This is a genomic window from uncultured Pseudoxanthomonas sp. (assembly GCF_947498795.1).
Lineage (GTDB): Bacteria > Pseudomonadota > Gammaproteobacteria > Xanthomonadales > Xanthomonadaceae > Pseudoxanthomonas_A.
In genome coordinates this window covers 192,338-216,569 of sequence record NZ_CANMLQ010000002.1, presented here as the reverse complement: position 1 = coordinate 216,569, position 24,232 = coordinate 192,338, and the positions used below count along the sequence as shown (strand labels likewise).

Here is a 24,232-nt window from a genome sequence, read left to right as displayed (position 1 = left end):
GCACTGCGTCGATACGCAGGCCATCACTTTGGCACGGATAACCCACTGATTTTCCGAACGATCGTGCGGAACTGGCGTTACGCGGGGCGTGCAGCATGCGTGGCTTCGAGCCATGTGCGTGCTCGACCCGCAGGGGCAGCGCATGGCTCACGGTGCACACGGGCATGGGTGCCCAGCCGCTACAATCAACGCCCTTTTGCCTCCACTTCCCCGCTGGCCACGTGAGCAAAGACAAGTCGGAACACACGCCCCTGATGAAGCAGTTCTTCGCCGCCAAGGCGGAGTATCCGGACCTGCTGGTGTTCTTCCGCATGGGGGATTTCTACGAGCTGTTCTACGACGACGCGCGCAAGGCCGCGCGACTGCTCGACATCACGCTGACCCAGCGCGGCAGTTCCGGCGGCGCCCCCATCCCGATGGCGGGCGTGCCCGTGCACGCCTGCGAAGGCTATCTGGCCCGCCTTGTCGCACTCGGCGAGTCGGTGGCGATCTGCGAACAGATCGGCGATCCGGCGCTGGCGAAAGGCCTGGTGGAACGCAAGGTGGTGCGCGTGGTCACGCCGGGCACGGTGACCGACGAAGCCCTGCTCAACGAACGCCGCGACACCCTGCTTATGACGATCAGTCGGGGACGCTCGGGCTATGGCCTGGCGTGGGCGGACCTGGCCGGCGGCCGTTTCATGGTCAACGAAGTGGACAGCGACGATGCGCTGGAAGCCGAACTCGCGCGGCTCGAGCCGGCCGAGTTGCTGGTGCCAGACGAAGAAGGCCTGCCCGCATTCCTGCAGCAGCGCACCGGCTTGCGCCGTCGCGCGCCCTGGCTGTTCGATCCCGACAGCGGTCGTCGCCAGTTGCTTGGCTTCTTCGGCCTGCATGATCTCACCGGCTTCGGCATAGACGACAAGGCCCTGGCCACCGGCGCGGCGGGCGCGTTGCTCGGCTACGTCGAGGAGACCCAGAAGCAGCGCCTGCCCCACCTGACCGCGATCGCGCTGGAATCGGCCGGCGATGCCATCGCGATGAATGCCGCCACGCGGCGCCATCTCGAACTGGACACGCGCATCGATGGCGACACCAGGCACACCCTGCTCGGCGTACTCGACACCACGGTCACCCCGATGGGCGGCCGCCTGCTGCGCCGCTGGCTGCACCGGCCGCTGCGCGACCGCGCCGTGCTGAGTGAGCGCCACCATGCCATCGCGACACTGATCGGGCACGGTACGGATCGCGACCTGCGCAGCGGCTTCCGTGCGCTTGGCGACCTCGAGCGCATCCTCACCCGCGTCGCGCTGCGATCGGCGCGGCCACGCGACCTGTCCACGCTCCGCGACGGGCTGGCGCTGTTGCCCGACATCCGCGGCCACCTGCAGCCACTCGACTCGCCACGCCTGCAGGCGCTGGCCGCGGAACTGGGCGAACACGACGACACCGCGACGCTGCTGCTGGCAGCGGTCGCACCGCAGCCACCACTCAAACTCACCGATGGCGGCGTACTGGCCGACGGCTACGACGCCGAGCTCGACGAACTGCGCCGCCTGAGCACCCACGCCGACCAGTTCCTGGTGGACCTGGAAGCACGCGAACGCGCGAGCAGCGGCATCGCCACGCTGAAGGTCGGCTACAACCGCGTACACGGGTACTACATCGAGATCAGCAAGGGCCAGGCCGACAAGGCGCCCGTGCACTACACGCGCCGGCAGACGCTGACCGGCGCCGAACGCTACATCACCGAGGAACTGAAACAGTTCGAAGACAAGGTCCTGTCCGCGCGCGAGCGCTCGCTGTCGCGCGAGAAGCTGCTGTACGACGCGCTGCTGGATACGCTCAATGCGCGCCTGGAACCGCTCAAGCGCTGTGCAGCCGCGCTCAGCGAACTCGACGTGCTGGCGTCCTTCGCCGAGCGCGCGCAGGAACTGGACTGGGCACGGCCCGAACTGGCCGAAGCGCCCGGCCTGTGCATCGAGCGCGGCCGCCATCCGGTGGTCGAGGCGGTGCGCAAGGAGCCGTTCGAGCCCAATGACCTGCGCCTGGACGAGGGCCGCCGGATGCTGGTCATCACCGGCCCCAACATGGGCGGCAAGTCGACGTACATGCGGCAGAACGCGTTGATCGTGCTGCTCGCGCACATCGGCAGCTTCGTGCCGGCCTCGCGGGCGGTGATCGGGCCGATCGACCGCATCCTGACCCGCATCGGCGCTGGCGACGACCTCGCGCGCGGGCAGTCCACCTTCATGGTGGAAATGGCCGAGACCAGCTACATCCTGCATCACGCCACCGCGCAGTCGCTGGTGCTGATGGACGAAATCGGCCGCGGCACGTCCACCTACGACGGGCTCGCGCTGGCCGATGCGGTGGCGCGTCATCTGGCGGCCAGCAACCGCTGCTATACGCTGTTCGCCACGCACTATTTCGAACTGACTGCACTGGCCAACGAACCCGCCAGCGGCATCGCCAACGTGCACCTTGATGCGGTGGAGCACGGCGATACGCTGGTCTTCATGCATGCGGTCAAGGACGGTGCGGCCGATCGCAGCTTCGGCCTGCAGGTCGCGGCGCTGGCCGGACTTCCGAAGACCACCCTGAAACAGGCGCGGCGCCGACTGGCGGAGCTGGAGCAGCGCGGTCGCGACACGCACGCCTCGGACATGGCGCCGCAGGCGCTCGATGCCCCGCAACAGTTCGGACTGTTCGCCGCGACACCCTCCGCCGCGCAGGAAGCGCTCGCCGCGCTGGATCCCGACGAACTGACGCCGAAGCAGGCGCTGGAAGCCCTCTATCGGCTCAAGGCGCTGCTCTGAAACGCGCTGCGCGAGGTCGCGCGGATAGGTAAAGCCATTGCCGGGCGGCCTCCGTCGCCCCTGCGGCTGCGCCCGCATCTCCAACATCCGCGTAACGCGCGCGGAGTATCGTGAGACCAGTTTCAGGGAGGGGCGATGGCGCGCCGCACCATTGAGCACCGCTATCGGACTCTTCGCCACAAACGATTTTCATTGATCGTCCGCACTGCCTAGTCTGGTCGCCATCCGCCAACGCACCGCCGGGGACGTCAGCCATCAACGCGCATCTCCTGCCTGACCATCGGCATGCCGCTCCCGCCTTGCCCTGCCGCACGCGCGATTGACGTCGCCGCGTCGCGTTGTATCCCGCGTGACACCACCCCGCTCCCACCCACTCACCCGACCGCCAAAGGAAGGAAATCCATGACCACCGAATCGAAATGCCCGTTCCATCCCACCGCCGGTGGCGGTACCGGCAACCGCGACTGGTGGCCCAACCAGTTGCGCGTGGATCTCTTGAACCAGCATTCCTCGCGCTCCAATCCACTGGGGAGCGGATTCGACTATGCGGAGGCCTTCAACAAGCTGGACTACCACGCGCTGAAAAAGGACCTGCGCGACCTGATGACCGACTCGCAGGACTGGTGGCCGGCCGACTTCGGACACTACGGCGGTCTCTTCATCCGCATGGCATGGCACAGCGCGGGCACGTACCGCATCCAGGACGGGCGCGGCGGCGGCGGACGCGGGCAGCAGCGCTTCGCCCCGCTCAACAGTTGGCCGGACAATGTCAGCCTGGACAAGGCGCGCCGCCTGCTGTGGCCGATCAAGCAGAAGTACGGCCAGAGCATCTCCTGGGCCGACCTGATGATCCTGACCGGCAATGTGGCACTGGAAACCATGGGGTTCCGCACCTTCGGTTTCGGTGGCGGACGCGAGGACGTGTGGGAGCCCGACCAGGACGTCTACTGGGGCCGCGAGACCACGTGGCTGGGCGGCGACATCCGCTATGCGCATGGTTCGGACGGCGTGGAGAAACCAGGCGATGCCGCCGTGCTGGTGTCTGACGACGATGCCGATGGCGACGTGCATTCGCGCCGCCTCGAAAACCCGCTCGCCGCCGTGCAGATGGGCCTGATCTACGTGAATCCGGAAGGACCCGACGGCAATCCGGATCCACTGCTGGCGGCGAAGGACATCCGCGACACGTTTGCACGCATGGCGATGGATGATGAGGAAACCGTCGCCCTGATCGCCGGTGGCCACACGTTCGGCAAGACCCACGGTGCCGGCCCCGCCGACAACGTCGGCGCCGAGCCCGAAGCCGACGAACTGGAAGCACAGGGCTTCGGCTGGCACAACAAGTTCGGCAGCGGCCGCGGCGGTGACACGATCACCTCGGGCATCGAAGTGACCTGGACGCAGACGCCGACACTGTGGAGCAACAAGTTCTTCGAAAACCTGTTCGGCTTCGAATGGGAACTCGAGAAATCGCCGGCCGGCGCGCACCAGTGGGTCGCCAAGGAGGCCCCCGAGGACGTGCCGCATGCGCACGACAAGACCCGGAAGCAGCGCCCCAAGATGCTGACCACCGACCTGTCGCTGCGCTTCGATCCGGTCTACGGCCCGATCTCCAGGCGCTTCCTCGAAAACCCGCAGGCATTCGCCGAGGCCTTCGCGCGTGCATGGTTCAAGCTGACCCATCGCGACATGGGCCCGCGCGCCCGCTACCTGGGTCCGGAGGTTCCGAAGGAAGAACTGGTGTGGCAGGACCCGTTGCCGAAGGCGGACTACGCGACCATCGACGCCGGTGACGTCGCGTTGTTGAAGCAGAAGATCGCCGCCTCGGGACTGTCCGTCGCCGAGCTGGTCTCCACGGCATGGGCCTCGGCCTCGACTTTCCGCGGCGGCGACAAGCGGGGCGGCGCCAACGGCGCACGCATCCGCCTTGCTCCGCAGAAAGACTGGGCGGTCAACCGGCCGGACCAGTTGTCGAAGGTACTGAAGGCGCTGGAACGGATCCAGACGGAATTCAACCTGGATGCCGCCGGCGGCAAGAAGGTCTCGCTCGCGGACCTGATCGTGCTGGCCGGTGGCGTGGGGGTCGAACAGGCGGCCAGGGCGGGCGGTCACGATGTCACCGTGCCGTTCCGCGCAGGCCGCACCGATGCGCGTGCCGACCAGACCGATGTGGCCTCGTTCGCCGTGCTGGAACCGGTGGCGGACGGTTTCCGCAACTACCTCAAGGGACGCTCCGCCGTGCCGGCAGAGCACTTGCTGGTGGATCGCGCGCAGCTGCTGACCCTCACGGCCCCCGAGATGACCGTCCTGGTCGGCGGCCTGCGCGCACTGGGCGCGAATGCCGACGGCGGTGCGCATGGCGTGTTCACCGACAAGCCGGGCACGTTGAGCAACGACTTCTTCGTCAACCTGCTCGACATGGGTACCGAATGGAAAGCGACCGGCGCCAACAGCTACGAGGGCCGCGACCGAAAGACCGGCGCCGTGAAATGGACTGGCACGCGCGTAGATCTGGTGTTCGGCTCCAACTCGGTGTTGCGCGCGCTGGCCGAGGTCTACGCGAGTCGCGATGGCGAGGCGAAGTTCGTGGACGACTTCGTCGCCGCCTGGACCAAGGTGATGGAACTGGATCGCTTCGATCTGGCGTAGCGCGATGGTCGCGACCCGCACGCGGCGCGTGCGGGTTGGACCCGATCCGCCGGTCGGTCCGGTCTATTGTGAGACGGAGGTCACGGGATTTGGCGCTAGGATGATCGGCGCCACCCATCGCGTCCAGGAGGACGGCCACACCATGAGCAACCAGTCACTCGCAGAAGAACTCTTCGCCCAGCTGCAGGGCGCGCCCTTGCAACAGGTTTCGCAGCAACTCGGCGTGGGCCAGATGCAGACCTCCGGCGCCGTGGCCGCCGCCCTGCCCTTGCTGCTGGGCGCGCTGGGCAAGAACGCAGCACAACCGCAGGGCGCGGAGGCGCTGTTCGGTGCCCTGCAGAAAGACCATGCCGGCCTCGACCTCGGCAGCGTGCTGGGGGCTGTGCTCGGCGGCGGTTCGGCGCCGAGTCGCCAGACGGATGGCGCAGCCATCCTGGGTCACATCTTCGGTGGTGCGCAGCCGCGCGCGGAAGCCAGCCTAGGTCAGGCGACCGGGTTGGGTGGCGACAAGTCGGCGATACTGATGAAGATCCTCGCGCCGATCGTGCTGTCCTTCCTGGCGCAGCGTTTCCTCGGCCAAGGCGATGCCGGTCCGAATGCGCTGGGCCAGGTGCTCGGCCAGGAACGCCAGGTCGCGCAGCAACAGGGCGGACTCGGGGGTGGCCTGCTGGGCGCGGTGCTGGACCAGGACGGGGACGGCCAACTGGGCCTGGGCGACATCCTCAAGATCGGCAGCGGCATGTTGGGCGGCGGGCGCTGATACGCATCACGCCTAGACGCGGCAGTGAAGAAGGGCGCCGATGGCGCCCTTCTTCATGCAGTCCCCGGTCACAGGGCGTCGATATCGCCCAGCGCACGGATCAGGCGCCGCGCACGCTTGTCGGGACGCGACGACGGCGCCTGATACCCCGCGCGCTCCGCCTGCCTTGCCGCCAGCGCGGCAAGGCGCCGCGACCGGGAGGCGTCCGATTCCAGGTACAACGCCTGCGCCACGGTCGCCGACGCCCGCTTGTCGCTGAGCGCACGCACTTCGACCTCGAACACGTCCTCGCCGCGCGTTATCGCCAGCACGTCGCCCACGCGCACCGCCCGCGACGCTTTCGCCCGCTGCCCGCCTGCTTCGATCTTGCCGGTCTCGATCGCCTGCTTGGCCAGGCTGCGGGTCTTGAAGAAGCGGGCGGCCCAGAGCCAGAGATCCAGCCTGACCGCGTCGGGCTGCGCACTGCCGCTATGCATCGGACGCCCCCGACGGAGTCGCGCTAAGGCAGTTCATACAGCCCCGCCTTTTCCGCGATGATCCGCGACAGCTCGACGCTTCGCGGGGCCGCCAGTCCACCATAGTGCGCATCGAGTCGCGCAAGCAGCCGTCCCGCCTCATCGAGCTCTCCACTTCCCACCTTGGCCGCGACCGCGTCGAGTTGCGCCTGGATGCTTTGATCGAGCGCGCCGGCACAGGCACCGGCATCCGCACGTTGCGATACCGGCATCTCCAACTGCTTCAGGGCCCTGCCGAATCCACGACCGTCCGGCACCCAGTGTTCGACGCCGTTCTGCGGAACCAGCCGAATGCCCTGCATGCACAATGCTTCGAGGTCTTTACGGGTACGTGCATCCTTCGCACGATTGGGTGAATCGTTGCCCCCTGTCGAGAACACGAACCGCGTACGTTGCTGGAGTTCGCGGGACAGCGCGGTCGACGGCAGCGTGAATCCGCTCTCCCCGCCGAGCGGATCGCTGCCGCCGATGAGCAGCACGCCATGGAACACGTCCGGGTACGCCATCACCACCCGCTGCGCGGTGCGCGAGCCACCGGAGAAACCGCCGATGTACACGCGTCCGGGAGCCAGTCTGTAACGGCTACGCACGTACTCGTAGCCATGGAGCGCCAACGGCACGCGTCGGTCGAAGATATTCTCGACATTGCTCGAACGGCGGGAAGCGACATAGATGATGTGGTTGTCCCGAAGGACTTTCCACCATCCTTCCGGCACCTGTATCTCGTCGCCCGGCCAGATGAAGACCAGCAGGCCGTATGTTCCGTCCGCAGCAGGCTCGGGGACGAAAAGCTCGTAAGGCTCTTCCCCCACTTCGATGGTCTGTTCCCTGAAGCTGAAATCCACCTTTTCGCGAAACTTGAGGATGCGATCCTGCGTCACGGGCGTCAGCAGGCGCGAGGTGAGTTCCGAAGCCGACGCAAGGGGAGACAACGCGTCGAGCGTGAACCGACGGCTCGGTGACGTGGCGGCGGCCAGCTCGCCGAGCATCAGAAGGCCCGCCATCAAGGCCATGAGGCGGCGCCGCCGCCTTTTCCAGTCACGCGTCATCACACACGAATCCGATGGGAAAGTGGAAGGATCACTGCGGGCCGCCCACACAAAAAAGATACGCGATGCCCCAACGCAAACGGCCACCCGAAGGTGGCCGTCCGTTGCGACGCGCTCGAGCCGGTATTACTCGGCAGCGGCAGCGGCGGCAGCCGCCTGGCGGGCGACCTTGGCGGCGGCGTTCGCTGCCAGATCTTCCTTGATGCGCGCAGCCTTGCCTTCCAGCTCGCGCAGGTAGTACAGCTTGCCGGCGCGGACCTTGCCGCGGCGCTTCACTTCGACCGAGTCGATGGAGGCGCTGTGGGTCTGGAAGACGCGCTCGACGCCGTAGCCGTGCGAGATCTTGCGCACGGTGAAGGCGGAGTTCAGGCCGGCGTTCTTCTTGGCGATGACGACGCCTTCGTACGCCTGCACACGCTCGCGGTTGCCTTCCTTGACCTTCACGTTGACGACGACCGTGTCACCGGGGCCGAACGCGGGCAGCTCGCGCGTGATCTGGGAGGCTTCGAATTCCTGGAGGAGCTTGCTCATGTTGGCACCAATGCTTGTATGCGTGATCGTGTCTTGCGACAGCGGAAACTGATGCAGTCGCCGGATTGCGCTGCACGATATTGTTATGGGGTCCGCAGGCGAGAACCGCCCAAGGGTCGCGCATTCTACCGGATTCCCGGCCGTGATGGCTACCCTGCGCCTTCCCCGCCCGCCTGGCTGGCCTTGAACGCCTCCAGCAGGGCCTTGTCGGCCTTGGACAGACCGGTCTCGTCCAGCAGGTCCGGCCGCCGCAGCCAGGTCCGCCCCAATGCCTGCTGCCGGCGCCAGCGCGCGATGGCCGCATGGTCGCCGGAGCGCAGCACGGCCGGCACGTCGCCCAGCGGATGGCGGGACGGGTGGGTGAAGTGCGGACAGTCCAGCAGGCCATCCCCCTCGAAGCTGTCCTGGACGGCCGAGTCGGCATCGTTCAGTGCCCCCTCCTGCAGCCGGCCGACGGCGTCGATCAGCACCGCCGCAGCCAGCTCGCCGCCGGAGAGCACGTAATCGCCGATGGAGATTTCCTCGTCGACTTCGGCGTCGAGAAAACGCTCGTCCACGCCCTCGTAGCGGCCACACAGCAGGATCATGCGCGGCAGCGAGGCCAGCTCACGCGCCTTCTTCTGGGTGAGCGGCGCACCCTGCGGACTCAGGTAGATTAGCGGCGCAGGCTGTGCATCGGCGGCGCGGACCGCCGAGAGGCACGCCTGCAAGGGCTCGATCATCATCACCATGCCGGGACCGCCACCGAACGGGCGGTCATCCACGCGGCGATAGCCACCGCAGGCGTAGTCGCGCGGATTCCAGCCATGCAGCGACAACAGCCCCCGCTCCTGCGCACGCCCCACCACGCCCACGGCCGCGGCCTGGGCGATGAAGTCGGGGAACAGGGTCATGACGTCGATGCGCATGGAGGGGAGAAGTGAGTGGAGAGGGGTGAGCAGTGAGCAAGAGCGCCGGCAGAACACGGGAGAGCGCGAGGGGAGCGATGATGGCAAGGCGCGACAGGAACTCCGGCATCCTTACCCACTGCTCTCCGCTCACTGCTAGAACGCCGGGTCCCAGTCCACGGTGACCACGCCCGCCTCGAAATCCACCGAGCGAACGTAATCGGGTTCGACGAAGGGAATCAGCCGCTCACGGTCGCCACGCGCGACGAGCACGTCATTGGCGCCGGTGGAAAATAGGTGCGAGACGGTGCCGAAGTCGGTCCCGTCGGCATTGACGACGCGAAGCCCCTCCAGATCGACCCAGTAGAACTCGCCCGCGCTCGGCGGCGGCAGGGCAGCGCGCGGAACGAGGATCTCCTGCCCGTGCATCGCCTCGACCTGATCGCGGTCTTCCACGCCCGGCAATGTGGCCACCAGATGCTTGCCCGATGCCTTGCCGCGCGCGCCGCTCAGCTCGCGCTGGGCGCCGGACGCATCGCGCAGCGTCCACGGCTGGTAGCGGAAGATGGCCTCGCGCGGCTCGGTCCAGGATTCGATCTTGATCTGGCCACGCACACCAAAAGCGCCCAGAAGCCTTCCCAGCAGAATCATCTTCTGCGGGGTCGGTGGGCGCTCGGTGTTCATGCGAAGGAAAGGCCGCGCCGTTCGCGCGGCCGGGCCATCAGGCCGCCGGAGCGGACTTGGCGACTTCCTTGTACAGGCTGCGGACCTTCTCGGTCAGCTGCGCGCCGTTGCCGACCCAATGGTCGACGCGGGCGACGTCGAGTTCGACGCGCTTCTCGGCACCAGCGGCGACCGGGTTGTAGAAGCCGACGCGCTCGATGTTGCGACCGTCACGCGCGCTGCGCGAGTCGGTGACGATGATGTGGTAGAAGGGGCGCTTCTTGGCGCCGCCGCGGGTGAGACGGATCTTGACCATGGTGTTTTCCAGTGTTGCCCAGTCGCCAGAATGGCGAGGTAAGCCGGCTATTCTAAGCCATTGAATCCGTCAGGAAAACCCCGCCCATGGCGCGGGCGGGCAGGTCACGCCAGCGGCTCCCAGGGGACGGCGCGCAGGAGGTCCGACAGCCCGGCCATCAGATCGGTATCAGCCCCCCATGCGACAGCGTCGACCCCGGTCACAGGCTGCAAGCCACTGGCATTGCAGGCAAATCCCGCCCGGAACCGTGCCAGCTCAGCCACCGCGACCGGCTCATGCCGCTGCGATACGCCCTTGGCACCCAGGGCGTGTTGCAACAGCTGCTCGGTCGTTCCGCGGAGGGCGGGACCCTGGGGCCAGATGACCGTCGCGCCGTCCCACAGCCCCAGATTCCAGATCGACCCCTCCACCACGCACCCCGCAGGATCGACGAACAACGCATCGTCGAAGCCGTCCTCCAGCGCCTGCCTGCGGTAATGGAACAGCGGGAACGTCCCGACATGCTTGAACTGCGGGAGTGGACGCACGAACGGATACGTCTTCACCCGCAGCGCCGGCTTTTCCGCCGTGGAAGGGGGCGCGAGCGTGACCAGCACATCCGGCGTCACTGCACGCGCAGGATCGCGGTAGTCGAAGCGCAGGGAGAACACCGTGATGCGCAGGGACGCATCGCGCAGGTCGGCGGATTCCATCGCATGCGCCGCCTGGCGCAACGCCGTCACGCCATCGAACGCGGCGCCAAACAGCGCCTGCGTCGCCTCTTCCAGCCGCCGGACATGCAAGTCACGGCCCTGCACGGCACCGTCGCGCACCTGCATCGAGGTGAAGTGGCCATAGTTCGCCAATGCCAGCGCGCGCAGATCGTCGGCGCTGGCGGGTTTGCCGTTGAGGTAAGCGAGCGTCATGGGACCGGAACTCCGCTTCAATCCAATGTGGGAGCGACGTGAGTCGCGATGAGCGGAGGCAAGATCGCGACTTACGTCGCTCCCACAGCAAGCGAAAGCCTCAGCGGAACGGCATGCCGCCGCGGCCGCCCATCATGCTCTTCATGTTGCGCATCATGCCCTTCATGCCGCCGCCGGCCAGCTTGCCCATCATCTTTTCCATCTGCTGGTACTGCTTCATCAGCTTGTTGACGTCGGCCGGCGTCAGGCCCGCGCCCTTGGCGATGCGCGCACGGCGCGAGCCATTCAGCAGCGCCGGGTTGCGACGCTCCTTCTTCGTCATCGAATTGATGATGGCGATCATGCGCGGCACTTCCTTGCCCTGCTGCACCTGCTGCTTCACGTGCTCGGGGATCTGGCCCATGCCCGGCAGCTTGTCCATCAGGCCGCCGATGCCGCCCATGTTCTGCATCTGCTCCAGCTGGTCGCGCATGTCGTTGAGGTCGAACTTCTTGCCCTTGATGACCTTCGCGGCGAGCTTTTCGGCCTTCTCGCGATCGACGCTCTGCTCGACCTGCTCGACCAGCGACAGCACGTCGCCCATGTCGAGGATGCGGGCGGCCACGCGCTCCGGGTGGAACACGTCCAGACCGTCGGGCTTCTCGCCCACGCCGATGAACTTGATCGGCTTGCCGGTGATGTAGCGCACCGACAGCGCCGCGCCCCCGCGCGCATCGCCGTCGGTCTTGGTCAGCACCACGCCGGTCAGCGGCAGCGCTTCGCTGAAGGCCTTGGCGGTGTTGGCGGCGTCCTGGCCGGTCATCGCGTCGACGACGAACAGCGTTTCCACCGGCTTGACGGCGGCGTGCAGCACCTTGATCTCGGCCATCATGGCCTCGTCGATCGCCAGGCGGCCGGCGGTGTCAACCAGCAGCACGTCGACGAAGGACTTCTTCGCGTCGTCGATGGCGGCACGCACAATGGCTTCCGGCTTCTGCCCGGCATCGGACGGGAAGAACAGCACGTCCACCTGCTCCGCCAGCGTCTTCAACTGCTCGATCGCGGCGGGACGGTAGACGTCCGCGCTGACCACCATCACCTTCTTCTTGCGCTTCTCGCGCAGGTGCTTGGCCAGCTTGCCGACGGTGGTGGTCTTGCCCGCGCCCTGCAGGCCGGCCATCAGGATGACGGCCGGTGCCGGCACGTTGAGGTTCAGATCGCTGGCCTGCGACCCCATCACCGCGGTCAGTTCGTCGCGGACCACCTTGATGAGCGCCTGGCCCGGCGTCAGCGACTTCAGCACTTCCTGGCCGACGGCGCGCACCTTGATGCGCTCGATCAGCGCCTGCACCACCGGCAGGGCCACGTCGGCCTCCAGCAGGGCGATGCGGACCTCGCGGGTGGCCTCGCGGATGTTCTCCTCGCTCAGGCGGCCACGGCCGCGCAGGCGTTCGATGGTGCCGGAGAGTCGCTGGGTCAGGGATTCGAACATGGAAGCAGTCACGCCAGGGGAAAACGGAGGGCGATTATAGCGGTCCCGCTCTCCGCCTCCTCCCCGCGCAGCGCGGGCCGCCTTCTCCCCTGCGCCGGCGCCGCCCGCTGTGCGACACTTCCCCGATGACAGTCATTCTCATCGCCGTTGCGCTCTATCTGCTCGCCGCCGGCCTGCTGGTCCGCTCCGTGGCCCGCGACACCGGCGAGGCCTCGCGGCCCTGGGTGTGGCCTGCACTCGGCGCGGTGGTGCTGCACGGCGCCTACCACCTGCTGGTGGCCTGGCGCACCCCCGGCGGCCCGGACATGCATTTCTTCGCCGCGCTCTCGTTGGTGGCGCTGGGCATGGCGGCGATGACACTGCTGGTCGCCATCCAGGGCCGGATGGCCGCACTGGGCGTGGTGGCGTTCCCGCTGGCGGCCGTCCTGCTCGCGGCCTACCACTTCTACGGTCACCAGGCCTCCAGCGGATTGGACTGGCGCCTCCAGCTACACGCCTGGCTGGCGCTGCTGGCGTACGCGGCGCTGGCCATCGCCGCGCTGCTTGCCGTGATGCTATGGGCGCAGGAACGCGCCCTGCGCCGGCGCGAATTCCACCTCTGGCTGCGCGCCCTGCCTCCGCTGACGGAACTGGAAGACCTGCTGTTCCGCACGATCACGGTCGGCTTCATCCTGCTGACCGCCACGCTGCTGACCGGCGTGCTGTTCGTGGAGAACTTCCTGGCCCAGAAGCTCAGCCACAAGACGGTGCTGAGCGTGCTGTCGTGGCTGGCGTTCGGGGCGCTGCTGGTCGGCCGCTGGCGCTATGGCTGGCGAGGCGTGAAAGCCGTCCGCTGGACCCTCGCCGCGATGGCGCTGTTGCTGCTGGCGTTCTTCGGCAGCAAGTTCGTCTATGAAATGGTGTTGAGGCGCGGTTGAGTACGCGCCTGGGCGATCGGATCCTGAAGGTCGATCACGCGGGCGAGCACGGCGCCGTCAACATCTATCGTGCGCAGATCCTCGTGGCGCGCTGGACGGCGCCACACATGGCACCGGTACTTCAGCATTTTCTCGAACACGAGCGGGGGCACCGCGCCCTGTTCTCGAGTGCGCTTCAGCTTCGCGGGGTCCGTCGCTGCCGCAGCTACGTGCTGTGCGGTGTCGGCGGCTGGACGCTGGGGCTGGTGACCGGCCTGCTGGGGCCCTCCGCCATCGCGGCCACCACCTTGGCCGTCGAAAGCGTGGTGTTGCAGCACCTGATGGAGCAGCAGCGGCAGTTGGAAACGACTGATCCGGAGGCGTTCGACACCGTGTCGCGCATCGTGGCGGAAGAACAGGAACATCACGATCATGGACGCAACGCGATGCCGTCCGGCGCTTTCTGGCCGCCGATCCTGACCCCCGTTGTCCGTGTTTCGACCGAGGCCGTCATCTGGCTCGGCATGCGGCTCTGATTCGAGACCGGCTTCTGTAGGAGCGACGTAAGTCGCGACCGCACGGCCGGCGCACGCAACAACGTTTGCCGGGGCCTCATTCTCGCTATCGCGACTAACGTCGCTCCCACAACGTTCTCTGCCGCCCTACTCCGCCGCCGCCTCCAGCGCCTGCGACAGCCGCTCCACCGCCACCACTTCCAACCCCTTGAACGTGCCCGACTTCGGTGCGTTGCCCTTGGGCACGATGGCGCGCTTGAAACCGTGCGTGGCCGCTTCGCGAAGGCGCTCTTCGCCGTTCGGCACGGGGCGAATCTCGCCCGAGAGGCCCACTTCGCCGAAGGCCACGGTCTTCTCGGCCAGCGGACGATCGCGCAGCGAGGACAGTACTGCCAGCAGCACTGGCAGGTCGGCCGCGGTTTCCTGCACGCGGATGCCGCCGACGACATTCACGAATACGTCCTGATCGCCCACCACCACGCCGCCGTGCCGGTGCAGCACGGCCAGCAACATCGCCAGGCGATTCTGTTCCAGGCCCACCGCCACGCGACGCGGATTGGATAGCGGCGAGCTGTCCACCAGCGCCTGCACTTCCACCAGCAGCGGGCGCGTGCCCTCACGGGTGACCATCACGCAGCTGCCGGGCTGCTGCGCACTGCCGGAGAGGAAGATCGCCGACGGGTTGGGCACTTCCTTCAGGCCCTTCTCGCCCATCGCGAACACGCCGAGTTCGTTCACCGCGCCGAAGCGGTTCTTGAACGCGCGCAGCACGCGGAACCGGCTGCCGCTCTCGCCTTCGAAGTACAGCACCGCATCGACCATGTGTTCCAGCACGCGCGGGCCGGCGATGCCGCCTTCCTTGGTCACGTGGCCCACCAGGAACACGGCGGTGCCGGTCTCCTTGGCGTAGCGCACCAGCCGCGCGGCGCTCTCGCGCACCTGGCTGACGGAACCCGGCGCGGCGGTCAGCGACTCGGTCCACAGGGTCTGCACGGAATCGGCGACGATCAGCTTCGGCCGTGCGACGGACGCGTGCTGCAGGATGGTCTCGATACCGGTCTCGGCCAGCGCCTGCAGGTTGTCCAGCGGCAGGTCCAGGCGCACGGCGCGGCCGGCGACCTGGGCCAGCGATTCCTCGCCGGTGACGTACAGCGCCGGCAGGCTGGCCGACATCCGGGCCAGCGCCTGCAGCAACAGGGTGGATTTGCCGATGCCCGGGTCGCCGCCCACCAGCACCACGGCGCCCTCCACCAGTCCGCCGCCCAGCACGCGGTCGAACTCGCCGATGCCGGTGGTCACGCGCGCTTCTTCGCTATGGCGCACGTCCTTCAGGGCGGTGATCTTCGGGGCTTCGGCCTTGCCGGCCCAGCCGGAACGGCGGGCGGCGGGCGGTGCGCCGGCGGCGGTTTCGAGGACGATCTCGCTGAGGGAATTCCACGCCCCGCAGTCGGCGCACTGGCCCTGCCATTTGCTGTGGTCGGCCCCGCATTCGGTGCAGACGTAGGCGGTACGGGACTTGGCGGAGGTCTTGGCCACGGGAAACCTGTCGGGACGGCGAGCGGCTACTGTATCGGCCCGCCGTCTCCGCGGGCGAGACCCGGAAAAAACAAAGCCCCGCCGAAGCGGGGCCTTGTCACGACTGGTGCCGGAAATAGGAATCGAACCTACGACCTACGCATTACGAATGCGCCGCTCTACCAACTGAGCTATTCCGGCGGAGCCGCGAATTTTAGGGGTTGGGGTGGGGGCGGGTCAATGCGGGGTGTTCGGGATGGGATGGGAAGCGGGCTAGTAAGCCCTTATCTCGGTATACGCGTCAGCCGACTGTTGCTGGCGTAGCTGGACTTCCGGCTCTTCCAGCCTGCGGAGTTCCTCCAACTTGGCCTTGGCCGTGGCGATGGAGGCGAGGATTGGTTTGGTCATTCGGCAGTGGCCTCTAGTAGCAGTTGTCGCCGGCTAAGGCGGTCAATCCAGTCTGTCGGATTGACCCACTCTCTCAAAGAAAGGCTGCGCCGTGCTTTCTGCCATGATCTGTCTGTAAATCGTACTGGCGATCCATTTCCTTGTACTTCTCAAACAAAGATGTAGCGACACGTTCGAACTCATCACCGATTGAATCGCAATTTTTAGCTGTCTCAAAATTGCGTCCGGCCGCTTCAAGTTCTTTGTACAAGCTCAGGCCGATATCACGGTGGCCTAACTCATGTTCGAGAAGCGCTTGGTAGAAGGACTGCCATTTCTTTCCAAGCTCTGACGTCAAGTCGGCATCAACCCAACGAGGCATGGTGATCGTTGTTTCGAGTACAGGAGAGAATTCACTGAATTTGCAACCATTCGTAGTTGGAGCGTATTCATATGTGTAAGAGATCGAATTATCGGTGATGCCATCGAAGCGGTCACCAGACCCGTCTTGAGGCCGCTTTTCATCAAGTTGCTTTCGGAGAGTTCCTGCGCTGTCACCAGAAATTTCATAGAAGGTAAAGCTAGGCTCGCCAGCGAGCGCTATACCACTCACAAGCAGGGCGCACGAGGGCAGAATTACTGAGCTGATTTTTTTATGGTGCACATTGATCCCCATGAGCGGCTAACGCTTGAATTAAGCTAACCCGCCGAGCGGATTCAGCTTGAATGAATTGTTAGGGAGCATCTGTACCACCCGAGAAGTAGAAGCGTGTCTTAGAACTGAAGGTGGCCCAAGTTACAAACAATAATGCTAAGGACTGACGAATGATGTTGCTCCAAAGGCGCATCTCTCCATCCTTGCTAAAAACTGAGTGGCCTTGACCAAGCAAACCAGCACTCTGAATTATTAGTGCGCCGTAGTACAAGACGGCAGCCGCGAAAAGGACGAAGTTACCGTACCGCTTACCGAGCAGCGCATACCAAGATGCGATAAGCAGCACCAAAGCTATAAGTGCCCCGCGAGTCATGGATAAGGCATCAGCATTCAGCACTGCCATCGCAGCACTATCTCGGTATAGCAGCGACAGCGCGGCGAGACCAAGAACAGACATGAGGGTGGTAAGAACTGCTGCGACCCAAAGCCGCTTCGGGCGTTTACGTCTCGGTGTACTCAATATGCCCCCTAGCTAACTAATAGAAGGATCCCTAGGTCCAGTCATCGGACTTACCCACAGCGCAACAGACGGTGAGCTATCCCCTTGATACGGTTGATCTTAGGGCGGCTCGGCCCGGCTAACAAGCCGACGTAAACCGGACCCAGCAGGGTGCAAAACGGGCGCTTAGGCTGATGTCCGCTCTGGTTGCGAATCAGCCAAATGGCCGAAGCCGGAACTAAGCAAATTTAGGCCGGAGACATTGGCTTTGCGCTCGGACGGCTCTCGTCCGCATTCGATGAAAACACCTGGAAGAACGAAGGCCCGCATTAGCGGGCCTTGCTCGGTGTTGCTTAAAAGTTTCGCTTCGGAACTGTGCTGGAGGTGAATCGCCCCCGGTTCAGTAGACATCTCCAAGCCTTACATTACGGCAATCACGGAGGTATGTATCAGCGACACTCGGGTATCCGGACAGGCATCTAATGCTGTTCTTCATCCGGACCTCACCTGGACTGCATCGCCGCCACACGCGCTGCCCCCAAAGTTGTCCACCTCCCTCACCTCCACCAACCGCCCATGTCTTCCCTCCTCGGTCACGCCACGGCCGGACTCACCGTTTTCCTCTGCTGCCACCATGCCCCTGGTGCGAGCAGGCAAGTTGCGGTCATGTACATCGCCCTCGCGATCTGCGCCGACGTGGACTACCTCGCGGTATGGGCCTTCGGCTATTCCGCAAATCCACGCGTCACGCACGGCCTCCTGTTCGCGCTGGTCGCGGCCCTGCTTGCCCGCACCGCGTTGCGCAGTCGGGACAATGCGCCCGTCCCGATCGCCGGCCTGCTGATCGCCGCCCTCTCCCACCCCATCCTCGACCTGCTCGTGGGTGCGCATGGCTTGCCGATGCTGTGGCCGTGGCCCATGGACGTATCGCTCCCCATCGGCATACTCCCGAGCGCAGGTTCACTCGATCCCGCCAACTATTTCCTCTGGCGCAACCTGATTATCGAAATGGGCATCCTGCTTCCGTTCTTCGCACTTCTGATCGCAATCTCGCGGCGCGCCAGATTTCGAGTCATCTTGCGAAGGGGCCTACTGATCGCGCCGATGTGGGTCGCGTTCGTCATGTGGTCGGTACAGCTGTCGCGCTGAGGCGGCGCGACAGCTGCTAATACAGCGATCGTCCACTGGCGACGTGTCGACGACCGCACTCCGGACAGGTGCGATACGGACCGAAGCGACCCTCGCGCGCGCTACCGGGCAGCCCGCCACACCCGCAGATCAGGGCGTCGCTCACCTGCCAGCGTCGGAGGCGCAGACTGGCGATCACAGCGAGCATCGCGGCGATGCCGCACAGCCCATAAGGAAGCCAGCGAAAAGTGCTCGCGAAAACGCCTGCACCCACAGGCAGCGACCCCGCCGGTGCGAGCCAGGTCGACGCGAGTGCGAGCAGCAGGCATCCGAGCGTCGGCAGATACAACTGCACGGCAATGCGATGCATGCGAACCATCCGGTATTCCCTGTTCCCAAGGGCTGCCACGATGCCTTGTGCATGTCGCACGGGTTGATACGTTGCCAGCGCGAACACCTCTTGTCCTCGCTCATCCTGTGGGCTGGACATTCGGCGCGAGCCTCGGTCCATGGCCATAGAGCGACAGACAGGACACTCGCTGGGTTCCAGCGACACCTAACGTTGCGTGATGACGTCTGTCAGCGGTTGTTTTCGTCGACCGGGGTATCCGGTTCGCGCCCATGTCGAACGCTCGACGGCAAACGCCGCCACGCGGAACGCAGGCACTTCAGCTGACGAGCTGCAGCCGCAGTTCCTTCGGCAGCGCGAACACCATGTTCTCGGGTTCGCCGTCCAGTTCGCTGACGCCGGCGGCGCCGAGGTCGCGCAGGCGCTGGATGACGCCGTCGATCAGTACGTCCGGCGCGGAGGCGCCGGCGGTCACGCCGATGCGCTGCTTGCCGTCGATCCAGCGCGGGTCGATCTCGTGTGCGCCGTCGATCAGGTACGACTCCACGCCGTCGCGCTCGGCCAGCTCGCGCAAGCGGTTGGAGTTGGAGCTGTTCGGCGAACCGACCACGAGCACCAGGTCGCACTGCTTGGCCAGGTCGCGCACGGCGTCCTGGCGGTTCTGGGTGGCGTAGCAGATGTCGTCGTTCTTCGGTCCGTGGATGGCCGGGAAACGCGCCTGCAGCGCTTGGATGATGCCCACCGTGTCGTCGACCGACAGCGTGGTCTGGGTGGTGTAGAACAGGTTCCCGGGCTGGCTGACGACCAGCGTGGCCACCTGGTCGATGTCCTCCACCAGGTAGATCTGCCCTTCCCCACCTTCGCGGTTCCACTGGCCCATCGTGCCTTCCACCTCGGGGTGGCCGGCGTGGCCGATCAGCACCACGTCGCGCCCGGCGCGGCAGTGGCGCGCCACTTCCAGGTGCACCTTGGTGACCAGCGGGCAGGTGGCGTCGAAGACTTTCAATCCGCGCCGCGTGGCTTCGCCGCGCACTGCCTGCGATACGCCATGCGCGCTGAAGATGACGGTGGCGCCATCCGGCACTTCGTCGAGTTCTTCCACGAAGATCGCGCCGCGCTGCTTCAGGTCGTCGACCACGAAGCGGTTGTGCACCACTTCGTGCCGCACGTAGATCGGCGCGCCCAGCGTCTCGATGGCGCGCTTGACGATCTCGATGGCGCGGTCGACACCGGCGCAGAAACCACGGGGATTGGCGAGCAGGACGTCCATAGAATCCGATAGTACCGAAGGCGGGAAAATGAAACGCTAAACGTGTTGCCGGTGCCGATCCCGCATGGCACCTACGCCCCTCTCCCGTCCGCGGGAGAGGGGAACGGGGTGAGGGCAATCCGCCGCGATACGCCCCGTAGAGTGGGCGTTGGCCCACCGCAGGGGTGTGTCGCCGAGCGACGGGCCAAGGCCCGCCTTACGCAGCCTTCTTCTTGCCGTCGAACAGGCCGAACAGCGCAATGCCGATGGCTCCGCCGACGACCGCGCAGTCGGCGATGTTGAACGCCGGCCAATAATGGTCGCGCCAGTGCCACTGGATGAAATCGATCACGTGGCCGTGGATCTGGCGGTCGATCACGTTGCCCAGCGCGCCGCCGATCACCAGCGCGTACGGCAGCGCCTGGCGCCAGTCGCCCCGGCGCGTGCGCGACAGCCAGAAGCCCAGCAGGCCGCTGATGCCCACGGCCAGCACGGTGAAGAACCAGCGCTGCCAGCCGCCTGCGTCGGCCAGGAAGCTGAATGCCGCGCCGGTGTTGTAGGTGCGGTACCAGTTCCAGAAGCCGTCGATCACCGGGATGGCGGTGTACTCCGGCAGCGACGCCAGAACCCAGGCCTTGGACCACTGGTCCAGGCCGATCACCACCGCCGACAGCAGCAGCCAGAGCAGCGCGGTGGGCTTGGGGGCGGCCGTCATCAGAACCACTCCCGGGTTTCGCCGGCGCCGTCGATGTTGCTGACGCAGCGGCCGCACAGTTCCGGATGCTCGGCATGCGCGCCGACATCGGCGCGGTAATGCCAGCAGCGCACGCACTTGCTCTTGGTGGTCGGCGTAGCGAGCACGAAGACGTCGTCGGCGCTGACTTCGGAGACGGTGACGTCGCCGCTGATGAAGAAGAAGCGCAGTTCCTCGGCCAGCGGCTGCCACTTGGCGGCGGTCGCGGCGTTTACGGACACCGCGATCTCCGCTTCCAGCGCGGCACCGATCAGGCCGTTGGCGCGCATCGGCTCCAGCACTTTGGCGACCTGTTCGCGCAGGGCCAGCAGCTGGTCGAAGTCGGCGGCGTTCAACGCAGCGTCGGCCGGCAGCGGCGCCAGGCCGTCGTACCAGGTGGCGAACAGCACGTTACCGGTGCGCTCGCCCGGCAGGTAGCCCCACATCTCGTCGGCGGTGAAGCTCAGCACCGGCGCGATCCAGCGCACGAAGGCCTCGGCGATGCGGTACATCGCGCTCTGGGCGCTGCGGCGACCGCGCGAATCCTCGCGCATGGTGTACAGGCGGTCCTTGGTGACGTCCAGGTACAGCGAGCCGAGGTCGACGCTGCAGAAGTTCAGCAGCGCCTGCACGATTTCGGCGAAGTCGTAACGGTCGTAGGCGGCCTTGATCTTCTCCTGCACCTCGAACGCGCGGTGCACGATCCAGCGGTCCAGCGCGACCATGTCGGCCGGCGCCAGCAGATCGCGGGCGGGATCGAAGCCGTTGAGGTTGCTGAGCAGGAAGCGCGCGGTATTGCGCAGGCGACGGTAGGCGTCGGCGTTGCGCTTCAGGATTTCCTGCGACAGCGACATCTCGTTGCTGTAGTCGGCGCTGGCGATCCACAGGCGCAGGATGTCGGCGCCAAGGGTCTTCATGATGTCCTGCGGCTCGATGCCGTTGCCCAGCGACTTGGACATCTTGCGGCCGTGCTCGTCCACGGTGAAGCCGTGGGTGAGGCACTGCTTGTACGGCGCCCGCTTGTCGATCGCCACGCCGGTCAGCAGCGAGGACTGGAACCAGCCGCGATGCTGGTCGGAGCCTTCCAGGTAAAGGTCGGCCGGCTTGCCGAGGCCACGCTCCAGCAGCACGCCTTCGTGGGTCACGCCGGAGTCGAACCAGACATCGAGGATGTCGGTGATCTTGTCGTAGTCCTTCGCTTCGTCGCCCAGCAGTTCGGTGGCGTCCAGCGTGTACCAGACATCGACGCCGCCCTGCTCCACGCGGTCGGCGACCGCGCGCATCAGATCGACGCTGCGCGGATGCGGCTCGCCGGTTTCGCGATGCACGAACAGCGCGATGGGCACGCCCCAGGTGCGCTGGCGCGAGATGGTCCAGTCGGGACGGCCATCGACCATGCCGGCGATGCGGGCTTCGCCCCATTGCGGGAACCAGCCGACCTGCTTGATCGCTTCCAGCGCGTCGGCGCGCAGGTGGGCCTGCTCCATCGAGATGAACCACTGCGGGGTGGCCCGGAATGCGATGGGCGTCTTGTGGCGCCAGCAGTGCGGGTAGCTGTGTTCCAGCTTGCTGAAAGCGAGCAGCACGCCGCTCTGTTTCAACACGTCGATGATGACGTCGTTGGCCTTCCAGATGTGCAGGCCGGCCAGCTCCACGCCATGCGCGGCCGGCGTGGACGGCAGGTAGACGCCTCGGCCATCGACTGGGTTGAGCTGCGCGGCGGTGTACTTGTCCAGCAGGCCGTACTGCTTGCTGACGACGTAGTCCTCCTGGCCGTGGCCGGGCGCGGTGTGCACGGCGCCGGTACCGTCTTCGGCCGACACGTGGTCGCCCAGCAGCACGGGGATGTCGCGCGTGTCGTAGAACGGATGCGCGAACAGCAGGCCCTCCAGCGCACTGCCCTTCACCCGCGCGTGCACGACCACGTCGGTGACGCCGTAGCGCTGGAGCGCGCGCGCCGCGAGCGCATCGGCCAGCACCAGCCAGCGGCGCTTGCCGTCGTGCGCGGGGCCTTCGACCAGGGCGTATTCCAGTTCGCCGCCGATGGAGATCGCCAGCGACGCGGGCAGCGTCCACGGCGTGGTGGTCCAGATCGGCAGCGCGACCTCGACATCCGCCGGCACCGTGGCGCCGAACGCCGTCGCCACCGCCTGCGCATCGCGCGCGGCGTAGGCGACATCGACGGCGGGCGACACCTTGTCGGCGTACTCGATCTCGGCCTCGGCCAGCGCCGAGCCGCAATCGAAGCACCAGTGCACCGGCTTTACGCCTCGGGTCAGGTGGCCGTTGGCGACGATCTTCGCCAGCGCGCGGATCTCGTTCGCTTCGAAGCGGAAATCGAGCGTCTTGTACGGGTTGTCCCAGTCGCCGATCACGCCCAGGCGCTTGAAATCCTTGCGCTGGATGTCGATCTGCGACTCGGCGTACTCGCGGCACTTCTGCCGGAACTCGACCGCATCCAGCTTCACGCCGACCTTGCCGAACTTCTTCTCGATAGCGATCTCGATCGGCAGGCCGTGGCAATCCCAGCCGGGGATGTACGGCGCATCGAAGCCGGCGAGGTAGCGCGACTTGACGATGATGTCCTTCAGGATCTTGTTGACCGCATGGCCCAGGTGGATCGCACCGTTGGCGTACGGCGGCCCGTCGTGCAGCACGAACAGCGGGCGGCCCTTGGCGTTCTCGCGCAGCTGCGCGTATAGGCCCTGGCTTTCCCAGCGGGCCAGCGTGTCGGGCTCGCGCTTGGGCAGGTCGCCGCGCATCGGGAAATCCGTGGCGGGCAGATGGAGGGTCGCTTTGTAGTCCTGGCTCACGCCGTCGCTCGTTCTTTGTGTTCGGAAAGGAGTGCGCGCGCCTGGTCGGCATCGCGGTGCATCTGCTCGGTGAGGCTGGGCAGATCGGGGAATTTCAGTTCGTCGCGCAGCTTGGCGACGAATTCGACTTCGATGTGGCGCCCGTAGAGGTCGCCGGCGAAGTCGAACAGATGGGCTTCCAGCAGCGGCTCGACGCCGTCCACCGTGGGGCGCGTGCCGAAGCTGGAGACCGACCGCCACGGTGCATCGCCCACGCCGTGCACCCAGGTGGCGTAGATGCCGGACAGGGCGGGCGCTTTCGGGAAGCGCAGGTTGGCGGTGGGAAAGCCGAGCGTGCGGCCGAGTTGCTTGCCGCGCACGACCCGGCCGCCGATGGCATAGGGTCGGCCGAGCAGGCGGGTGGTGGTGGTGAAGTCGCCGCTTTTCAGGGCTTCGCGAATGCGCGTGCTGGACACGCGTTCGCCCTGCACTTCGACCGGCGCGATCGCATCGGCGCTGAAGCCGAGTTCGCTGCCCATCGCCTGCAGCAGCGCGACGTCGCCGGCGCGGCGGTGGCCGAAGCGGAATTCCGGGCCGATCCAGACTTCGCGGGCGGCCAGCCGGCCGACCAGCAGGGTGCGGACGAAGTCGTCGGCGGACATCGCCGAAAGCCTGGCATCGAAGCGCAGCAGGCCCACGCGATCGGCGCCCAGGCCCAGCAGGCCTTCTACTTTGGCGCGCGCCAGGGTCAGGCGCGGCGGCGGATGGTCCTTGGAGAAGAACTCGCGCGGCAGGGGTTCGAAGGTGACGACGACGCACTCGACGCCCAGCGCACGCGCGCGCGTCACGGCATGCCGCACCAGCGCGCGGTGGCCCGAGTGCAGGCCATCGAAGGCGCCGATGCAGACCACGCTACCGTGCGGGCACAGAGACCCGCCATCGACGTCACGGAACAGCCTGCTCATGGAAT

Annotated in this window: 23 protein-coding genes and 1 tRNA gene; 6 read left to right on the top strand and 18 right to left on the bottom strand. The window is 66.3% G+C overall.

Features of this window, described 5'->3' with window-relative positions; all coding sequences use genetic code 11:
* Window positions 1-254 precede the first annotated feature (254 nt).
* From mutS to Q0907_RS07230, 3 genes are all read left to right on the top strand, one after another.
* Entirely contained in the window at window positions 255-2,798 is a 2,544-nt protein-coding gene (gene mutS / locus Q0907_RS07240) for a DNA mismatch repair protein MutS (RefSeq protein ID WP_299343849.1), read from the top strand.
* 402 nt (window positions 2,799-3,200) lie between these two features.
* Window positions 3,201-5,447, top strand: coding sequence for a catalase/peroxidase HPI (katG, locus tag Q0907_RS07235; protein ID WP_299342901.1), 2,247 nt, complete (start codon window positions 3,201-3,203; stop codon window positions 5,445-5,447).
* A 142-nt stretch (window positions 5,448-5,589) separates the two neighbouring features.
* A complete protein-coding gene (locus Q0907_RS07230) occupies window positions 5,590-6,207 on the top strand; it encodes a DUF937 domain-containing protein (RefSeq protein WP_299342900.1) in 618 nt (205 codons plus the stop codon).
* 68 nt (window positions 6,208-6,275) lie between these two features.
* Here the strand turns inward: Q0907_RS07230 and Q0907_RS07225 are convergent, their stop codons facing one another.
* From Q0907_RS07225 to ffh, 8 genes are all read right to left on the bottom strand, one after another.
* Complete coding sequence (locus Q0907_RS07225) at window positions 6,276-6,683, bottom strand: RNA-binding S4 domain-containing protein (RefSeq protein ID WP_299342898.1); 408 nt, start codon at window positions 6,681-6,683, stop codon at window positions 6,276-6,278.
* Between the two features lie 23 nt (window positions 6,684-6,706).
* Entirely contained in the window at window positions 6,707-7,771 is a 1,065-nt protein-coding gene (locus tag Q0907_RS07220; RefSeq protein ID WP_299342896.1) for a hypothetical protein, read from the bottom strand.
* Between the two features lie 126 nt (window positions 7,772-7,897).
* Window positions 7,898-8,302 (bottom strand): 50S ribosomal protein L19, encoded by a 405-nt coding sequence (gene rplS, locus Q0907_RS07215; RefSeq protein WP_241045774.1) that lies wholly within the window; start codon window positions 8,300-8,302, stop codon window positions 7,898-7,900.
* Between the two features lie 149 nt (window positions 8,303-8,451).
* Entirely contained in the window at window positions 8,452-9,210 is a 759-nt protein-coding gene (gene trmD, locus Q0907_RS07210) for a tRNA (guanosine(37)-N1)-methyltransferase TrmD (protein WP_299342894.1), read from the bottom strand.
* 135 nt (window positions 9,211-9,345) lie between these two features.
* On the bottom strand, window positions 9,346-9,873 hold the full coding sequence (rimM, locus tag Q0907_RS07205; protein ID WP_299342892.1) for a ribosome maturation factor RimM: 528 nt from the start codon (window positions 9,871-9,873) through the stop codon (window positions 9,346-9,348).
* A 37-nt stretch (window positions 9,874-9,910) separates the two neighbouring features.
* Window positions 9,911-10,168 carry a 30S ribosomal protein S16 gene (gene rpsP, locus Q0907_RS07200; protein ID WP_296280628.1) on the bottom strand — a complete coding sequence of 86 codons (258 nt, stop codon included), beginning with the start codon at window positions 10,166-10,168 and terminating at the stop codon, window positions 9,911-9,913.
* 104 nt (window positions 10,169-10,272) lie between these two features.
* Window positions 10,273-11,073, bottom strand: coding sequence for an aminotransferase class IV family protein (locus tag Q0907_RS07195; protein ID WP_299342890.1), 801 nt, complete (start codon window positions 11,071-11,073; stop codon window positions 10,273-10,275).
* Window positions 11,074-11,173: 100 nt separating this feature from the next.
* Window positions 11,174-12,544, bottom strand: a complete 1,371-nt coding sequence (gene ffh / locus Q0907_RS07190; protein ID WP_296280624.1) for a signal recognition particle protein — start codon at window positions 12,542-12,544, stop codon at window positions 11,174-11,176.
* Between the two features lie 125 nt (window positions 12,545-12,669).
* On the opposite strand from ffh, the gene ccsA reads away from it, so the two are divergent.
* Window positions 12,670-13,461 carry a cytochrome c biogenesis protein CcsA gene (ccsA, locus tag Q0907_RS07185; protein WP_299342888.1) on the top strand — a complete coding sequence of 264 codons (792 nt, stop codon included), beginning with the start codon at window positions 12,670-12,672 and terminating at the stop codon, window positions 13,459-13,461.
* Window positions 13,458-13,976 carry a demethoxyubiquinone hydroxylase family protein gene (locus Q0907_RS07180; protein WP_299342886.1) on the top strand — a complete coding sequence of 173 codons (519 nt, stop codon included), beginning with the start codon at window positions 13,458-13,460 and terminating at the stop codon, window positions 13,974-13,976. The genes ccsA and Q0907_RS07180 overlap by 4 nt, the downstream gene beginning before the upstream one ends.
* Before the next feature lie 126 nt (window positions 13,977-14,102).
* On the opposite strand, the gene radA is transcribed toward Q0907_RS07180, so the two are convergent.
* The 5 genes from radA to Q0907_RS07155 form a co-directional block, all read right to left on the bottom strand.
* Window positions 14,103-15,491: a DNA repair protein RadA gene (gene radA, locus Q0907_RS07175; protein ID WP_296280525.1), complete on the bottom strand. Its 1,389-nt coding sequence runs from the start codon at window positions 15,489-15,491 to the stop codon at window positions 14,103-14,105.
* Between the two features lie 104 nt (window positions 15,492-15,595).
* Window positions 15,596-15,671: transfer RNA gene (locus tag Q0907_RS07170), tRNA-Thr, on the bottom strand.
* A 72-nt stretch (window positions 15,672-15,743) separates the two neighbouring features.
* Window positions 15,744-15,878 (bottom strand): hypothetical protein, encoded by a 135-nt coding sequence (locus tag Q0907_RS07165; RefSeq protein WP_299342884.1) that lies wholly within the window; start codon window positions 15,876-15,878, stop codon window positions 15,744-15,746.
* Between the two features lie 73 nt (window positions 15,879-15,951).
* Complete coding sequence (locus Q0907_RS07160; RefSeq protein WP_299342882.1) at window positions 15,952-16,533, bottom strand: DUF922 domain-containing protein; 582 nt, start codon at window positions 16,531-16,533, stop codon at window positions 15,952-15,954.
* A 58-nt stretch (window positions 16,534-16,591) separates the two neighbouring features.
* Window positions 16,592-16,915, bottom strand: coding sequence for a hypothetical protein (locus tag Q0907_RS07155; protein ID WP_299342880.1), 324 nt, complete (start codon window positions 16,913-16,915; stop codon window positions 16,592-16,594).
* Window positions 16,916-17,587: 672 nt separating this feature from the next.
* On the opposite strand from Q0907_RS07155, the gene Q0907_RS07150 reads away from it, so the two are divergent.
* Window positions 17,588-18,160, top strand: a complete 573-nt coding sequence (locus Q0907_RS07150; RefSeq protein WP_299342878.1) for a metal-dependent hydrolase — start codon at window positions 17,588-17,590, stop codon at window positions 18,158-18,160.
* Window positions 18,161-18,176: 16 nt separating this feature from the next.
* Here the strand turns inward: Q0907_RS07150 and Q0907_RS07145 are convergent, their stop codons facing one another.
* The 5 genes from Q0907_RS07145 to Q0907_RS07125 all read right to left on the bottom strand — a co-directional run bounded on the left by Q0907_RS07145 (window position 18,177) and on the right by Q0907_RS07125 (window position 24,227).
* On the bottom strand, window positions 18,177-18,509 hold the full coding sequence (locus Q0907_RS07145; protein WP_299342876.1) for a hypothetical protein: 333 nt from the start codon (window positions 18,507-18,509) through the stop codon (window positions 18,177-18,179).
* 298 nt (window positions 18,510-18,807) lie between these two features.
* Window positions 18,808-19,758 carry a 4-hydroxy-3-methylbut-2-enyl diphosphate reductase gene (ispH, locus tag Q0907_RS07140; protein WP_299342874.1) on the bottom strand — a complete coding sequence of 317 codons (951 nt, stop codon included), beginning with the start codon at window positions 19,756-19,758 and terminating at the stop codon, window positions 18,808-18,810.
* A gap of 196 nt (window positions 19,759-19,954) precedes the next feature.
* Entirely contained in the window at window positions 19,955-20,452 is a 498-nt protein-coding gene (lspA, locus tag Q0907_RS07135) for a signal peptidase II (RefSeq protein ID WP_299342872.1), read from the bottom strand.
* Window positions 20,452-23,283 carry an isoleucine--tRNA ligase gene (gene ileS / locus Q0907_RS07130; RefSeq protein WP_299342870.1) on the bottom strand — a complete coding sequence of 944 codons (2,832 nt, stop codon included), beginning with the start codon at window positions 23,281-23,283 and terminating at the stop codon, window positions 20,452-20,454. The genes lspA and ileS overlap by 1 nt, the downstream gene beginning before the upstream one ends.
* Window positions 23,280-24,227, bottom strand: a complete 948-nt coding sequence (locus Q0907_RS07125) for a bifunctional riboflavin kinase/FAD synthetase (protein WP_299342868.1) — start codon at window positions 24,225-24,227, stop codon at window positions 23,280-23,282. The genes ileS and Q0907_RS07125 overlap by 4 nt, the downstream gene beginning before the upstream one ends.
* Between the last annotated feature and the right edge of the window lie 5 nt (window positions 24,228-24,232).